Origin of the sequence: Amycolatopsis sp. NPDC089917 (assembly GCF_040684635.1) — a bacterium.
In the GTDB taxonomy this organism is placed as follows: Bacteria; Actinomycetota; Actinomycetes; order Mycobacteriales; family Pseudonocardiaceae; genus Amycolatopsis.
Genome location: NZ_JBFBGL010000017.1, coordinates 14,678 through 27,535, shown reverse-complemented (window position 1 = coordinate 27,535; position 12,858 = coordinate 14,678). Strand labels below are relative to the sequence as shown.

Annotated in this window: 14 protein-coding genes; 6 read left to right on the top strand and 8 right to left on the bottom strand. The window is 69.3% G+C overall.

From position 1 onward, the window contains the following. The first annotated feature begins 40 nt into the window (after positions 1-40). The gene (locus tag AB0N89_RS14985; RefSeq protein ID WP_364204628.1) at positions 41-1,633 is read left to right on the top strand and encodes an ATP-binding cassette domain-containing protein; all 1,593 of its coding nucleotides are present in this window, start codon (positions 41-43) and stop codon (positions 1,631-1,633) included. 58 nt (positions 1,634-1,691) lie between these two features. Then, the gene (locus tag AB0N89_RS14980; RefSeq protein WP_364204627.1) at positions 1,692-2,513 is read left to right on the top strand and encodes a hypothetical protein; all 822 of its coding nucleotides are present in this window, start codon (positions 1,692-1,694) and stop codon (positions 2,511-2,513) included. Position 2,514: 1 nt separating this feature from the next. Here the strand turns inward: AB0N89_RS14980 and paaE are convergent, their stop codons facing one another. From paaE to paaZ, 6 genes are read right to left on the bottom strand one after another with little or no spacing between them, the layout of a single operon-like run. Continuing rightward, complete coding sequence (paaE, locus tag AB0N89_RS14975; protein ID WP_364204625.1) at positions 2,515-3,585, bottom strand: 1,2-phenylacetyl-CoA epoxidase subunit PaaE; 1,071 nt, start codon at positions 3,583-3,585, stop codon at positions 2,515-2,517. A gap of 1 nt (position 3,586) precedes the next feature. Then, positions 3,587-4,075 carry a 1,2-phenylacetyl-CoA epoxidase subunit PaaD gene (gene paaD / locus AB0N89_RS14970; protein ID WP_364204623.1) on the bottom strand — a complete coding sequence of 163 codons (489 nt, stop codon included), beginning with the start codon at positions 4,073-4,075 and terminating at the stop codon, positions 3,587-3,589. After that, the gene (paaC, locus tag AB0N89_RS14965) at positions 4,069-4,926 is read right to left on the bottom strand and encodes a 1,2-phenylacetyl-CoA epoxidase subunit PaaC (protein WP_364204621.1); all 858 of its coding nucleotides are present in this window, start codon (positions 4,924-4,926) and stop codon (positions 4,069-4,071) included. Before paaC ends, paaD begins: the two co-directional genes overlap by 7 nt. Before the next feature lies 1 nt (position 4,927). Then, a complete protein-coding gene (gene paaB / locus AB0N89_RS14960; protein WP_005168080.1) occupies positions 4,928-5,212 on the bottom strand; it encodes a 1,2-phenylacetyl-CoA epoxidase subunit PaaB in 285 nt (94 codons plus the stop codon). Then, positions 5,209-6,153: a 1,2-phenylacetyl-CoA epoxidase subunit PaaA gene (gene paaA, locus AB0N89_RS14955; RefSeq protein ID WP_364204620.1), complete on the bottom strand. Its 945-nt coding sequence runs from the start codon at positions 6,151-6,153 to the stop codon at positions 5,209-5,211. The genes paaB and paaA overlap by 4 nt, the downstream gene beginning before the upstream one ends. Continuing rightward, positions 6,150-8,180 carry a phenylacetic acid degradation bifunctional protein PaaZ gene (gene paaZ, locus AB0N89_RS14950; RefSeq protein WP_364204618.1) on the bottom strand — a complete coding sequence of 677 codons (2,031 nt, stop codon included), beginning with the start codon at positions 8,178-8,180 and terminating at the stop codon, positions 6,150-6,152. Before paaZ ends, paaA begins: the two co-directional genes overlap by 4 nt. 201 nt (positions 8,181-8,381) lie before the next feature. On the opposite strand from paaZ, the gene paaI reads away from it, so the two are divergent. The 3 genes from paaI to AB0N89_RS14935 are packed head-to-tail and all read left to right on the top strand — an operon-like array spanning position 8,382 to position 10,638. Next, a complete protein-coding gene (paaI, locus tag AB0N89_RS14945; protein ID WP_364204790.1) occupies positions 8,382-8,765 on the top strand; it encodes a hydroxyphenylacetyl-CoA thioesterase PaaI in 384 nt (127 codons plus the stop codon). 2 nt (positions 8,766-8,767) lie between these two features. After that, complete coding sequence (gene paaK, locus AB0N89_RS14940; protein WP_364204616.1) at positions 8,768-10,051, top strand: phenylacetate--CoA ligase PaaK; 1,284 nt, start codon at positions 8,768-8,770, stop codon at positions 10,049-10,051. Further along, complete coding sequence (locus AB0N89_RS14935; protein ID WP_364204615.1) at positions 10,048-10,638, top strand: TetR/AcrR family transcriptional regulator; 591 nt, start codon at positions 10,048-10,050, stop codon at positions 10,636-10,638. The genes paaK and AB0N89_RS14935 overlap by 4 nt, the downstream gene beginning before the upstream one ends. A gap of 137 nt (positions 10,639-10,775) precedes the next feature. Here AB0N89_RS14935 and AB0N89_RS14930 read toward each other — a convergent pair whose 3' ends face one another. After that, positions 10,776-11,054 (bottom strand): hypothetical protein, encoded by a 279-nt coding sequence (locus AB0N89_RS14930; protein ID WP_364204614.1) that lies wholly within the window; start codon positions 11,052-11,054, stop codon positions 10,776-10,778. Positions 11,055-11,179: 125 nt separating this feature from the next. On the opposite strand from AB0N89_RS14930, the gene AB0N89_RS14925 reads away from it, so the two are divergent. Beyond that, complete coding sequence (locus AB0N89_RS14925) at positions 11,180-11,857, top strand: helix-turn-helix domain-containing protein (RefSeq protein ID WP_364204613.1); 678 nt, start codon at positions 11,180-11,182, stop codon at positions 11,855-11,857. Here AB0N89_RS14925 and AB0N89_RS14920 read toward each other — a convergent pair. After that, positions 11,784-12,812: an AraC family transcriptional regulator ligand-binding domain-containing protein gene (locus tag AB0N89_RS14920; protein WP_364204611.1), complete on the bottom strand. Its 1,029-nt coding sequence runs from the start codon at positions 12,810-12,812 to the stop codon at positions 11,784-11,786. The genes AB0N89_RS14925 and AB0N89_RS14920 overlap by 74 nt on opposite strands. Positions 12,813-12,858: the final 46 nt, after the last annotated feature.

Sequence of the window (12,858 nt, the reverse complement as noted above, 5' to 3'; positions counted from 1 at the left end):
GAACCTGCGCCCTCATCCCACCTCCTTCGCAGGGAGTCTCATGTCTTCTTCCTTGACGCTTTCCGACGTCACCTTCACCTGGCCAGACGGCGTCCCGGTGTTCGAGCGCCTTTCGCTCACCATCGGCGCCGGCCGCACCGGCCTGGTCGGCACCAACGGATCCGGTAAGTCCACGCTGCTCAGGCTGGTCGCCGGGCGGTTGAAAGCCACCACGGGCTCGGTGACCGCGCCCGGCGAGCTCGGTTACCTGCCGCAGAACCTCGTCCTCGACACCGATCGCCGGGTCGACGACGTCCTGGGCGTCACCGCGGTCCGCGCGGCCATCAGGGCCGTCGAGAGCGGCAGTGCCACCGAAGAGCACTTCGCCACCATCGGCGACAATTGGGACGTCGAGGAGCGCACCCGCGCGATCCTCGACAGGCTCGGTCTCAGCGCCGTCCGGCTGGACGAGCGGGCCGGTGAGCTGTCCGGCGGCGAGCTCACGCTGCTCGGGCTAGCCGCCCTGCTCCTGCGCCGTCCGGCCGCGCTGCTGCTCGACGAGCCGACGAACAATCTCGACCTGCGGGCGCGCGAACTCGTGCACCGCGAGGTGGCCGCCTGGGGCGGGATCCTCGTGGTCGTCTCGCACGATCGCGAACTGCTCCGGCTGGTCGACCGGATCGCCGAGGTCCGCGACCACCAAGTCACGTTGTACGGCGGCGACCTCGCGACCTACGAACACGCCGTCGAGGTCGCCCAGGACGCCGCGCGGCGGCACCTGCGCGCGGCGGAGTCCGACGTCAAGCGGCAGAAACGGGAGCTGATCGAAGCCGGGATCAAACTCGCCCGGCGGGCCCGCTACGGCCAGAAGATGTGGGACACCAAACGCGAGCCCAAGGTGCGGATGCGCAAACGCCAGGAGGACGCGGAAATCGCCGCGGGCAAGCACCGGAATCTGCACGCTGACAGGCTGGAAGGCGCCGTCGAAGCGCTGAAAGCCGCCGGGGAACTGGTGCGCGAGGACGCCGAGATCCGCGTCGAACTGCCGGAGACCACGGTCCCCCGGGGAACGGACGTGCTCCGGATCGACGCCGTGCCCCGGTTCGGCCCGGCGGTGAACCTGCACGTCATGGGCCCCGAACGGATCGCCCTCGTCGGCCCGAACGGTTCGGGGAAGACCACCCTGCTGCGGACGATCACCGGAGAACTCCCGCCGAAGTCGGGCGCGGCGGAGCTGTTCGTCCCCGCCAGGCTGCTTCCCCAGCGGCTCGACATCCTCGACGACTCACTGTCCCTTGTGGACAACGTGCGCCTGGTCGCGCCGTCGCTCACGGACAACGAGATCCGCGCTAGGCTGGCGCGGTTCCTGTTCCGGGGGAAGGCGGCCGACCGCGAGGTGGCGTCGCTGTCCGGCGGGGAACGGTTCCGGGCGGCGCTGACGACGCTGTTGCTGACCGAGCCCACGCCGCGGCTGCTGCTGCTCGACGAGCCGACGAACAACCTCGACCTGGCGAGCGTGCGACGGCTCACCGAGGCTTTGCTGGCCTACCGGGGCACACTGATCGTGGCGAGCCACGACCGGCCGTTCCTGAAGGACATCGGCATCACCAGGTGGATCGAGGTGGAGCGGACCGGATCGAGTGAACAGGGGTGAGTAACACCGGTGAAGCCGGGCACGATTGGCAGGTGACCGGCCGAGACGAGGGGAATCCGTGACCAGCCCCAGCAGTGTGATGGACGCCGACCCGCCCAGGTCGGGCCTCGCCGACCGGCACTTCGTCCGCCATCTCGAGAACGCCGTCGCCGAAGCGGGCGGGACGATCGCCTGGCACGCGGACCACTGGCTGGCGGAGATCCGGCGCGACGCGGACCGCGCGCTCGTGCTCGGCTATTCCTTTCCTCTCAACAACGTCGCGGCGGCCAAGATCGCCGACGACAAGGCGGCGAGCTCGACGCTCATGCGGGCGGCCGGTGTTCCTTGCCTCCAGCAGTCCCTGCTGCGGGCCGCCTGGCGGGGCAACCGGCAGGTCGACTGGCGGGCCGAACTCCCGATCGTCCTCAAGCCGAACGCGGAGAGCGGCGGCCGCGACGTCCATCGCGTCCACACGGAAGCCGAACTGGACGCCCTGGTCTCCGCGCTCTCGCCGCGTTATCGCGCGCTGGCCTGGTCTCCCCTCCTCGACGTCGAGGACGAGTTCCGGGCCGTGCTCCTGGACGGCGAGCTGCTGCTCGCCTACCGCAAGGTGCGGCCGCCGGACAGCCAGGAGTGGCGGCACAACCTGCATTTCGGGGCGGTGCCCGAAGTGTGCGGGGATCATCGGACGAAACAGGGGCTGGCGACCTTGGGGCGAAGCGCGACGGACGCGTTGTCGTTGCGCTTCGCCACGGTCGACATCGTCACCGTCCAGGGAGACCCGCTGGTGCTGGAAGTGAACAGCGGGGTCTCCCTGGAGCGGTTCAGCCACCACGGCGAAGAGAACTTCCGCCTCGCCGGCCGGGTCTACGGCGACGCGATCCGCGCCTGTCTCGCCTGACTCAGGCGTCGAAGTCCACCGTCACCGCGTCGGACACCGGCACCGACTGGCAGGTGAGCACGAAACCGGCGTCGACTTCGGCCTTCTCCAGGGCGAAGTTGCGCCGCATGTCCACCTTGCCGTCGCAGATCTTCGCCCGGCAGGTCCCGCACACGCCGCCCTTGCAGGCGAAGGGCAGGTCCGGGCGGTACTTCTGCGCGCCGTCGAGCAGGGAAGAGTTACGCGGCAGCGTCATCGTCGTCGACCGGCCGTCGAGGACCAGCGTCACCTCGCTGGACGAACCCACGACGGCCGGGTCGACGTGGCGCACCGGCTCCGGCGGAGTGTCCACATAGAACAGTTCCTGGTGCACACGCTCGTCAGGGACCTCCAGGGATCGCAGGAGTTCCTGCGCGCCGGTCACCATCTCGAACGGTCCGCACAGCCACCAGTGCGCGACGTCCCCGACCGGGATCAGCACGGTGCACAGGCGCCGCAGCTTCTCCACGTCGAGGCGTCCGGTGAACAGTTCGGCCTCGCGCGGCTCGCGGGAGAGCACGTGGACGAGTTCGAGCCGCGCCGGGTAGCGGTCCTTCAGGTCCGCGAGGTCGTCGGCGAACATGACGGTGTCCGTGCGGCGGTTGCCGTACAGCACGGTCACCGTGGCGTCGGAGTCGCCGAGCAGCGACGACGCGATCGACAGCACCGGCGTGATCCCGGACCCGGCCGCGATCAGCACGTGGTGCCCGGCGGCTTCCAGGTCGGGGCTGAAGGTACCGGTGGGCGGCGCGACCTCGATCTCGTCGCCGGGTTTCACGTCGCGCACCAGCCACGACGAGAACAGTCCTCCCGGCACCTCGCGGACACCGACCCGCGGCGCCGCACCGGCGGGCGCGCAGATCGAGTACGAGCGGCGCTCGTCACGGCCGTCGACCTCGCGGCGCAGGGTCAGCGACTGACCGGCCTTGAAGCGGAACGTGTCGGCGAGGTCCTCGGGCACGTCGAACGTGACCGCGACGGCGTCGTCGCACAGACGCTGGACGTCGGCCACTTTCAGGGCGTGAAACCCGGTGCGGCGCAGGATCGCGGTCACGCTAGATCTCCTTGACGTGTTCGAACGGTTCGAGACAGAACCGGCAGCGGCGCAAGGCCTTGCACGCCGTCGCGCTGAACCGGGACTGCTCTTCGGTGTCTGCGGAACCGCAATGCGGGCAGCGGACCGAAGACACCGGCGGGCTCAGCGTGAACGGGATCGGGCCGGTCCGCCGCGGCGCGGCCCCCGGCGGCGCGATCCCGGCCTCGGCCAGTTTCCGTTTGCCGTCTTCGGTGATCCAGTCGGTGGACCACGCCGGCCACAGCACCGTGCGGACCTCGACGTCGCCGTAGCCCGCGCCGGTGAGCGCGTGCACGAGGTCGTCGCGCATGGTGTCCATCGCCGGGCAGCCGGTGTAGGTCGGAGTGATAGCCACGATCACCCGACCGTCCTCTTCGGACACTTCGCGCAGCACGCCGAGGTCGGCGAGGGTGAGCATCGGCAGTTCCGGATCGGTGACCGTGGCCGCCACGGCGTACGCGGTCACCATGTCGCGTCCGGATGTTCCCTGGCGACGCTCTGCAGGGTCGCCAGCAGGAAGCCCATCCGCTCGGTGTGCACGCCGTCGCGGCCCATCCGGCCGGAGACCCCGGCGAGCGCGCCGGCCTCGGGCCGGGTCAAGTGAGCGACGGCCAGCACCTGGTCGAGGATCGCGTCGAACTCCGGCCGCAGCGACGGCGACTCGACGAACTCGACCTCGTGCGCGGCGAAAAGCTCGCCGACATAAGGCCAAACGGCGTCGAGGCCTTCCTGCATGCGCTCGTGGGACAGCTCGGTGCCGTCGCCGAGGCGCACGGCCCACTGGGCGGCGTAATCGCGGTGATAGGCGACTTCCTTGACGCCCTTGTCCGCGATGGCCGCCAGCACCGGGTCCACGGAGGACTGGAGCCGCTGCAGGAGTGCCAGCCGCCAGATCGAGAACACGAGCAGCCGCGCGATCAGATACCCGAAGTGCCCGCCTTCGAGTTCGGCGAGGCGGACGTTGCGGTACTCCTGCTCGCTCCGGAAGAAGGCGTACGAATCCTCGGTGCGGTCACTGCCGTCCGCCTTGCCCGCGCGGGCCAGCAGCAGCCGCGCCTGCCCGAGCAGGTCGAGCGCGATGTTGGCGATCGCGACCTCGTCTTCGAGTTCAGGCGCGTTCGTGCACCACTCCTGGAGCCGGTGCGAGAAGATCAGCGCGTCGTCGCCGAGCATCAGGCAGTAGGCCGCCAGTCGCGCACCGTCCACACCGGACGGGACCGTCGTGTCCACCCCGGACAGCGGATCCTCGAACCCGGTGCCGAAGGCCCAGCGGGAGTCGTTCTCCTCGGTGATCGCCTCGTAGGCGTTGTCGAAGCTCATGTCAGATGTGGGGGACGTTGTCGGGGATGTCGTAGAACGTCGGGTGCCGGTACACCTTGTCGCCGCTGGGCGCGAAGAACGGGTCCTTCTCGTCCGGCGAGGACGCGGTGATGTCGGACGCGCGCACGACCCAGATCGACACGCCTTCGTTGCGGCGGGTGTACAGATCCCGCGCGTGGTGCAGCGCCATGTCGTCGTCCGCCGCGTGCAGCGAACCCACGTGCACGTGGTTCAGCCCGCGCTTGCCCCGGACGAACACCTCGTACAACGGCCAGTCGTGCTTCATGCCGGGGCACCTTTCTTCGCGGCGTGGGCGGCCGCGGCTTCCCGCACCCACGCGCCGTCTTCCTGGGCCCGCCGCCGGTGCGCGACGCGCTGGGCGTTGCAGGGGCCGTTGCCCTTCAACACGTTCTTGAACTCGTCCCAGTCGACGGCGCCGAAGTCGTAGTGCCCGCGTCCGGCGTTCCACTTCAGGTCCGGGTCCGGGAAGGTGACGCCCAGCGCCTCGGCCTGCGGGATGGACATGTCGACAAAACGCTGGCGCAGCTCGTCGTTGGTGTGCCGCTTGACCTTCCAGGCCATCGACTGCGCGGTGTTCGGCGAGTCCGCGTCCGGCGGGCCGAACATCATCAACGACGGCCACCACCAGCGGTTCACCGCCTCCTGCACCATTTCGCGCTGCTCCGGCGTGCCGCGCATCATGGTCATCAGCAGTTCGAAGCCCTGCCGCTGGTGGAAGGACTCCTCCTTGCAGATGCGGATCATGGCGCGGGCGTACGGGCCGTACGAGCTGCGGCACAAGGGGACCTGGTTGCAGATCGCGGCGCCGTCGACCAGCCAGCCGACCACGCCGACGTCGGCGAAGGTCAGCGTCGGGTAGTTGAAGATCGACGAGTACTTCTGCTTGCCGTTGATCAGCTTGTCGGTCAGGTCCGCGCGGTCGGCGCCGAGCGTGGCCGCCGCCGAGTACAGGTACAGCCCGTGCCCGGCCTCGTCCTGCACCTTGGCGAGCAGGATCGCCTTGCGCCGCAAGGAAGGCGCGCGGGTGATCCAGTTGCCCTCGGGCTGCATGCCGATGATCTCCGAATGCGCGTGCTGCGCGATCTGGCGGATCATCGTCTTGCGGTAGCCCTCGGGCACCCAGTCGCGGGGCTCGATGCGCTGGTCGCGCTCGATGGTCGCTTCGAAGTGCTTTTCGAGGTCTTCCTCGGGCAACGTCGCGGTCATGACTGCTCCTTCGCCACCAGGGTGAGGACGTCGTACTTGGCGACCGAGTCACCGTCGGCGTTGGTGACGTCGGCGTCCCAGCGGACTTCGCCGTACTCCTGGTCGATGCGCGGGGTGATCTGCTTGGCGGTCAAGGTCACCGTGAGGGTGTCGCCGACCTTGACCGGGGTGAGGAACCGCAGGTTCTCCAGGCCGTAGTTGGCCAGCACCGGGCCGGGTTCCGGCGAGACGAACAGGCCGGCGGCGAAGGAGACCACGAGGTACCCGTGCGCCACGATCCCGCCGAACAGCGGGTTCGCCGCCGCGGCCTTGGGGTCTGTGTGGGCGTAGAAGGTGTCGCCGGTGAACTCGGCGAAGTGGTCGACGTCGGACTGCAGGACCTCACGCGGCCCGGCGACGACGGAGTCGCCGATCTTCAGTTCCGCCAAGGACTTCCGGAACGGGTGGACGTCGTCCGCGATGCGCGGGGCGCCGGTGACCCAGCGGCCGGTGACCGCGGTCAGGACGCCGGGCGAACCCTGGACGGCGGTGCGCTGCATGTGGTGCAGCACGCCGCGGACGCCGCCCATCTCCTCGCCGCCGCCCGCGCGGCCGGGGCCGCCGTGGACCAGCTGCGGCATCGGCGAACCGTGGCCCGTCGACTCCTTGGCGTCGTCGGCGTCCAGCACCAGCAGACGGCCGTGGTACGGCGCGACACCGAGGACGACCTCGCGCACGAAATCCTGGTCCGCGGAAACGATGGACCCGACGAGACTTCCGCCGCCGCGAGCGGCGAGCTCGATGACCTGCTCGGTCGAGGTGTAGGGCAGCAGCGTCGACACCGGGCCGAACGCCTCGACCTCGTGCGGCTCGGAACGCTCCGGGTCCGCCTTCAGCAGCACTGGCGAGAGGAACGCGCCGCGTTCGGCGTCCGCGCCGACGACGTCGACCTGCTCAGGGTCACCGAAGACGACCGTGCCGACGTCCAGCAGCGCCTTGAGCGACCGCCGGACCTCCTCACGCTGCTCCAGGCTGGCCAGCGCGCCCATCCGCACCCCTTCGGCGGTGGGGTTGCCGACGACGGTCTTCGCCAGCCGCGCGCTCGCGGCCTCGGCGACGGCGTCGAGCAGGTCCGCGGGGACGAAGGCGCGGCGGATGGCGGTGCACTTCTGGCCCGCCTTGACCGTCATCTCGGTGGTCAGCTGCTTGACGAAGAGATCGAACTCGGTGGTGCCGGGTTTGGCGTCCGGGCCGAGGATCGACAGGTTCAGCGAGTCGGCCTCGGCGTTGAACCGGACCGAGTTGCGCACGATGGCGGGATGCGCGCGCAGCTTCTGCGCGGTGGACGCGGAACCGGTGAACGAGACGAGATCCTGCGCGGTGACGTGGTCGAGCAGGTCGCCGACGCTGCCCGCGACGAACTGCAGCGAACCCTCGGGCAGGATGCCGGACTCGACGATGATCTCGACCAGGCGCGCGGTGAGGTACGCGGTCTGGCTGGCAGGCTTGATCAGGCTCGGCACCCCGGCGAGGAACGCGGGCGCGAACTTCTCCAGCGGGCCCCAGACGGGAAAGTTGAAGGCGTTGATCTGCACGGCGACGCCGCGCAGCGGGACGGCGATGTGCTGGGCGACGAAGGTGCCGCCCTTGCTCAGCGGCTCGACGTTGCCGTCAACGTAGACGGTGTCGTTCGGCAGTTCGCGCTTGCCCTTGCTGGAGTAGGCGAACAGCACGCCGATGCCGCCGTCGATGTCGACCATCGAGTCGCCCTTGGTGGCGCCCGTCCTTGCCGAGAGCGCGTACAGCTCCTCGCGGTGTTCGCGCAGGTGGGAGGCCAGGGCCTTCAGCAGCGCGGCGCGCTGGTGGAAGGTCAGCTCGCGCAGCGCGGGGCCGCCGACGCGGCGGCCGTGGTCCAGCGCGGCGGCGAAGTCGACGCCGTCGGACGAGACCCGGGCGACCTCCTCGCCCGTCGAGGCGTCGTGCAGCGGTACTCCGTCAGCTTCCGCCGTGTGCCATCCGCCGGAGACGTAGCTGCGCAGCAATGCCATGGGGCGACCCTTCGCGTGGTGGATTAACAGACCGTCCGTTCAGTAATTGACTGTAGCTCCTGACCGGGGTCTTGCAAACCCCCTGAAGGCGGTGGACGCTTGACATCCGCCCGAAAGCACGCCTTTACTGGCGACACCCTTTAACAACCGTCCATTCGGTCAGTAACTAGGTGGTCTGGCTTGACTAACGCCGCGCACACGATGTTCGCCGACGACCAGGCGTCCAACGCGATGGGCATCGAACTGGTCGAGGCCGCCGAAGGGCACGCCGTCGCCACGATGAAGATCACCGAGACGATGGTCAACGGCCACGCCATCGCCCACGGCGGCTACGTCTTCCTGCTGGCCGACACGACCTTCGCCTGCGCCTGCAACAGCCACGGCCCGGTGACCGTCGCGTCCGGCGCGGAGATCTCGTTCGTCGCCGCCGGCAAGCTCGGCGATCATCTCGTCGCCACCGCCACCGAGCGGACCCGCTACGGCCGCAACGGCATCTACGACGTCACCGTGCACCGGGAGACCCCCGACGGGCCGGAGGTCGTCGCCGAATTCCGCGGCCGGAGCCGCACCATCCAGAAGGCGTGACGATGACTTCCAGCGACGAAGCCGAGAACCTCACCATCGACGAACTCCAGGCGCTGCAGCTGAAACGCCTCCGGTGGACGCTGCGGCACGCCTACGACAACGTGCCGTTCTACACCCGGAAGTTCGACGAGGCCGGGGTTCACCCGGACGACTGCAAGGCGCTGGAAGACCTGGCGAAGTTCCCCTTCACCACGAAACAGGACCTGCGGGACAACTACCCGTTCGGCATGTTCGCCGTGCCGGAATCGCAGGTCAGCCGCATCCACGCGTCCAGCGGCACCACCGGGAAGCCGACCGTCGTCGGGTACACCGCCGAGGACATCGACACCTGGGCGACGGTGATGGCGCGCTCGATCCGCGCGGCGGGCGGGCGGCCGGGCGACAAGGTCCACGTCGCCTACGGGTACGGGCTGTTCACCGGCGGTCTCGGCGCGCACTACGGCGCGGAGAAACTGGGCTGCACGGTGATCCCGGCGTCGGGCGGCATGACCGCGCGCCAGGTGCAGATCATCACCGACTTCGAACCCGAGATCATCATGGTCACCCCGTCGTACATGCTGACGCTGCTCGACGAGTTCGAACGGCAGGGCATCGACCCGCGGACGAGTTCGCTCAAGGTCGGCATCTTCGGCGCGGAACCGTGGACCGAGCAGATGCGCACGGAGATCGAGGAGCGTGTCGGCATCGACGCCGTCGACATCTACGGCCTGTCCGAGGTGATGGGCCCCGGCGTCGCGCAGGAATGCGTCGAGACCAAGGACGGGCTGCACATCTGGGAGGACCACTTCTTCCCCGAGGTGATCGACCCGTTCACCGAAAAGCCCATCGACGCCGAGGGCGAGCTGCTGTTCACGTCGCTCACCAAACAAGCGCTGCCGATCATCCGCTACCGCACCCGCGACCTCACCCGGCTGCTGCCGGGCACCGCGCGGCCCGCGTACCGGCGGATGGAGAAGGTGACCGGGCGTAGCGATGACATGATCATCCTGCGTGGCGTCAACGTCTTCCCCACGCAGATCGAGGAAGTCGTGCTGGTGACCCCCGCGCTCGCGCCGCATTTCCAGCTGATCCGGTCCACGAAGGGCCGGATGGACCACCTGACCGTCCGCGTCGAGGCTCGTCCGGACGTGACCGCCGACCAGCGCGCCGAGGCCGCCGCCCGGCTGATCGCCGGGGTCAAGGACGGGGTGGGCGTGAGCGTCGGCGTCGAGGTCGTCGACCCGGACACGCTGGAGCGGTCGCTGGGCAAGATGCGCCGGGTGCTCGACGAGCGGGACCGCGCTTGAGCACCCCCGCCCGCCGGGGCCGCCCCGGGTACGACCTCGAGTCGCTGCTGCAGGTCGCCGTCCGGCTGTTCAACGAACGCGGCTACGACGGCACCAGCATGGAGGACCTCTCCCGGAAGCTCGGGATCACGAAATCCGCGATCTACCACCACGTGCCGAGCAAGGAGGAGCTGCTGCGGCTCGCCGTCGACCGCGCGCTGAACGGCCTGTTCGCCGTCGCCGCCGAGACGGAGTCCTTCGAGGGCAGGGCGATCGAGAAGCTGGAACATCTGGTGCGGGGCAGTGTCCTCGTGCTGGTCGAGCAGCTGCCGTTCGTGACCCTGCTGCTGCGGGTGCGGGGCAACACGAAGGTCGAACGCGCGGCGCTGGCGCGACGGCGCGAGTTCGACCGGCTGGTGACGGACCTGGTGAAACGGGCCGAAACCGAGGGCGACGTGCGGCCCGACATCGATCCCGCGGTCACCGCGCGGCTGCTGTACGGCATGGTGAACTCGCTGATCGAGTGGTACCGGCCGCGCCGGGGCTCGGCGGGGACGGAACTGGCGGACGCGGTGTGCAAGATCGCTTTCGAGGGCCTGCGGGCTTAGCTTCGGGCGGGGTTCCAGCCGGACCTCGCGTGCCTGGAGCCGTAACTCGCGTGACTGAAGCCGTAACTCACGTGTCTGGAGCCGGTCCGGCTCCGATCACGCGAGATCCGGCTCCAGACACGCGTGTTCCGGCTTGGCTACTCCCCTGCGGCCTTGGGTGGGCGGCGCGCCTGCCAGATCAAAGCGTCACGCAACTGCTGGATGAGCTGTTCGTCGTCGGCCTCCGACGGATCGCCCCCGAGCGGGATCCAGCGTTCGCCGACCTCGGCCCCGTTCTCGAAGCTGGTGATCACGATCCCCGCGTAGGAGACGCATTCGTCCGCTGTGTCACCTTGGATCCGGACGTCACGATGCTGCAATCGGACACTGACCCACCGCCCGACGCGGCGAACCGGATCGCGTTCAGCACTGGTCATTCGTCCCTACCCATGGCACCCGGTCCCCCCGCCCCGAACGTCGGTTCGAAGGCTCTCGGAGTTACCGGCGGGTCGTTCCGAATGAATAACGGCAGGCGGCCGCCTGAAACAGTTACGCTCGAAGCGTGAACACCGATCCGGAGACGCCCGTTCTCTCAGGTCGGCGCCGTCTCGAACCGGCCGCCCGGCGCGCCGAGATCCTGGCGGCGGCCCGGCGGTTGTTCGGCGAGGGCACGTACGCCTCCGTTTCGACCTCGGACATCGCGAAGGCGGCCGGGGTGGCGAGGCCGCTGATCAACCATTACTTCGGCGGCAAGCGCGAGCTGTACCTGGAAGTCGTCCGGCAGATGATGATCGTGCCCGCGCCGGTGATCGAGAACCTGCCCGACACCACCGCCGAAGAGCGGCTCGCGATCAGCGTGCGGCACTGGATCGAGGTCGTCGAGCGCAACGAGCAGGCGTGGCTGACGGCGATCGGGCCGGAGGCCGTCGGCCGTGACCCGGACATCGAGCGGATCATGTTGGAGGGTGACGAGATCGCCGCCGACAGGGTGCTCGCGGCCGCGTTGATGAGCGACGTCACGGAGGGTCGCGAGGAGCTTCGCGCGATGATCCGGTCGTATGGCGGGATGCTGCGGGCCGCGTCCCGCGAGTGGCTGGTCCGCGGCACGCTCGGCCGGGACGAGCTGCGCGTCTTCCTCACCGATTCGATCCTGCACTTGTTGCGCGTCACCTACCCGGCCGTCCTCGCAACGCGTTCCGCCGGGCGTACGCCGCCGGCGTCATCCCCTTCCAGCGCTTGAAGGCGTAGATGAAACTCGACGCCTCGGCGTAGCCCAGCCGCAGCGCGACGTCCTCGACGCTGAGCGCGCCGGTGTCCAGCATCTCCTCCGCCAGCGCCTGACGGACCTCGTCGAGCAGCGCGCGGTAGCCGGTCCCGGCCTCGAACAGCCGCCGTCGCAGCGTGCGCGGGCTGAGCGCGAGCCGCCGCGCGACCTCCTCCATCCCCGCGTCGACCCCGCCGAGGCGCACCAGCCGTTCCCGCACCTGCTGGGCGATCCCGGACCGTTCGCGTTTCCGCGACACCAGCAGATCGCATTGCGCGGCGCAGACCGCGACAGTCTGGTCGTTGGCTTGCGGCAGGGGCTTGTCGAGGAAGAGCGGGTCCAGAGTGGCGACGTGCGCAGACGCGGAGAACGACGGCGCGATCCCGAAAGTCCGCACGTATTCGTCCACAGTGGACGACTTCTCGTGCCGGAAGGCCAGCGAACGCAAGGAAATATCCGGCAGGATGTCGCGCATGACGGTGTGGATGGCACCGAGGTCGCGCAACACCAGGAAGCGGGCGACGTCGGCGGGCACGCGGCCGTCGTCCATGGTCAGCGCGAGCCGGCCGGCCTCGACGGTCACGTGCGGGATGCAGAAGGTGAAGCTCAGGTCCAGGTACCGCAGCGCGAAACGCATCGCGTCACCCAGTGTCGGGCTGCTGATGCACGCGAAACCGAAGATGCCGAAGGCGCTGACGCGGTACCGCCTGCTCAGCCGCAGCGCGACGTCGTCCCCGCCGCCGAGCCCGCGAACCAGGCTCCGGACCACAGCCAGCTCTTGCCGCGCGTCGACCTGACCGTCGACGGGAGCGTGCTCGTAGGACTCCAGACCCGTGATGCCGTTCTCGGCGGCGAAGCGAGCCATGAGCACGATGCTCGCCGTCCCGCGCGGGTAGTCCCAGTCGCGGATCACCGGCGGCGGTAGTTCCATGGCCGGGATTATGGATCCCCGGGCGACGATCGGCGCATTGAGGACC

What these genes read in the sequence shown, in the direction of transcription:
- AB0N89_RS14985 (WP_364204628.1), top strand. Translation starts at nt 41, where the DNA reads ATGTCTTCTTCCTTGACGCTTTCCGACGTCACCTTCACCTGGCCAGAC.
- paaD (WP_364204623.1), bottom strand. Translation starts at nt 4,075, where the DNA reads ATGGTGACCGCGTACGCCGTGGCGGCCACGGTCACCGATCCGGAACTG.
- paaC (WP_364204621.1), bottom strand. Translation starts at nt 4,926, where the DNA reads ATGAGCTTCGACAACGCCTACGAGGCGATCACCGAGGAGAACGACTCC.
- paaB (WP_005168080.1), bottom strand. Translation starts at nt 5,212, where the DNA reads ATGAAGCACGACTGGCCGTTGTACGAGGTGTTCGTCCGGGGCAAGCGC.
- paaA (WP_364204620.1), bottom strand. Translation starts at nt 6,153, where the DNA reads ATGACCGCGACGTTGCCCGAGGAAGACCTCGAAAAGCACTTCGAAGCG.
- paaZ (WP_364204618.1), bottom strand. Translation starts at nt 8,180, where the DNA reads ATGGCATTGCTGCGCAGCTACGTCTCCGGCGGATGGCACACGGCGGAA.
- paaI (WP_364204790.1), top strand. Translation starts at nt 8,382, where the DNA reads ATGTTCGCCGACGACCAGGCGTCCAACGCGATGGGCATCGAACTGGTC.
- paaK (WP_364204616.1), top strand. Translation starts at nt 8,768, where the DNA reads ATGACTTCCAGCGACGAAGCCGAGAACCTCACCATCGACGAACTCCAG.
- AB0N89_RS14930 (WP_364204614.1), bottom strand. Translation starts at nt 11,054, where the DNA reads ATGACCAGTGCTGAACGCGATCCGGTTCGCCGCGTCGGGCGGTGGGTC.
- AB0N89_RS14920 (WP_364204611.1), bottom strand. Translation starts at nt 12,812, where the DNA reads ATGGAACTACCGCCGCCGGTGATCCGCGACTGGGACTACCCGCGCGGG.